The sequence below is a fragment of the Photorhabdus viridis genome (genome assembly GCF_040256935.1).
Classification (GTDB): Bacteria; Pseudomonadota; Gammaproteobacteria; order Enterobacterales; family Enterobacteriaceae; genus Photorhabdus; species Photorhabdus viridis.
Window position 1 is genome coordinate 1 of sequence record NZ_JBEJZY010000175.1, and the last position, 1,001, is coordinate 1,001.

Below are 1,001 nucleotides of genomic sequence, written 5' to 3' on the forward strand. Positions count from 1 at the left end.
CTATTAATACCATGAATCGAACAGCTTTTCATATTCTTGAATAACACTCGTTTAGTTTTATAACCATATTGCTCCATCAACATTGCTATCCATTCAGAATATTGTTCTTTGCTTCTTTCAAGATCGAAAAAAGTGGCACATTCTCCTATTGTCAGTGTTCTACTATCAGATAAAGCCTGCAATACTTTCTCGCCAATACTCTTATCATCAGCATCAGGTAAAAGTAAATGAGAAGGAAAAATGGGATCTCGTCCAGATCTTCCTAATCCCGAATATGTGTCAATACCCAAGAACTTGTCTGTCATATAAGCTCTGGCACGATAATCTTGATTTTCTATAAACATCATCATCTTACCTGTGTCACTGTGACCTTAATACCCTGATTTTTCCCGTATTCAATAGCCCGATTTATTTCTGTCCATTGAATTTTTGTTGTATTTGCCGGAACCGCTAATCGGATTTCTTTATTAGCAATCATTGTTGAATCTAAAATCATATCAGAAAGTGTATATTCCTTGAATTTCGTAGCATCATCAATATTACCTTTGATAGAACTGTATATTTGATTAGGTTTAGTTAGTTTTGACAGCGTTTGTGTATCCATGGTTTTCACACTAATTGCCGTTTTAGTTGATTCGTCATAGTAATCAAAAGTTTTAAAGTTCTTCGGTAAGCGGGAGCCTACAGGGAGTTGCGTACTCACATAATCCTCCCAAGGCATACCTTGCTTCGTATTGCCCTTGCCCCATTGGATACCGGTTTCTGAGGCGCTGACAGTCGCTGTTGCCGAGTTGCGCTCTATATACAACGCATCTTTTTCCATCAAACCAGTTACGGTATTGATATTAGGTTTATCATTTCTTAAAAGCGGTTTTGAGGCATGACTCAACTCTTCTGCCAGATTCTTCACACCTTCCTGGGTGTTGCCTAATACTTTTACCGTTCCAGTCGCTAAAACGCCTGTTCCAACAGCCGCTTCTGGCGCAATGGCATCTGCAACA

2 protein-coding genes are annotated in these 1,001 nt (G+C 38.9%); both read right to left on the minus strand.

Annotated features, from left to right (window positions below; all coding sequences use genetic code 11):
* Positions 1-347, minus strand: a 347-nt coding sequence (locus ABR397_RS22800) for a contact-dependent growth inhibition system immunity protein (RefSeq protein ID WP_350307700.1), incomplete at its 3' end; no start/stop codon positions are given.
* Positions 347-1,001, minus strand: a 655-nt coding sequence (locus ABR397_RS22805; protein ID WP_455430666.1) for an endonuclease toxin domain-containing protein, incomplete at its 5' end; no start/stop codon positions are given. The genes ABR397_RS22805 and ABR397_RS22800, both read right to left, overlap by 1 nt.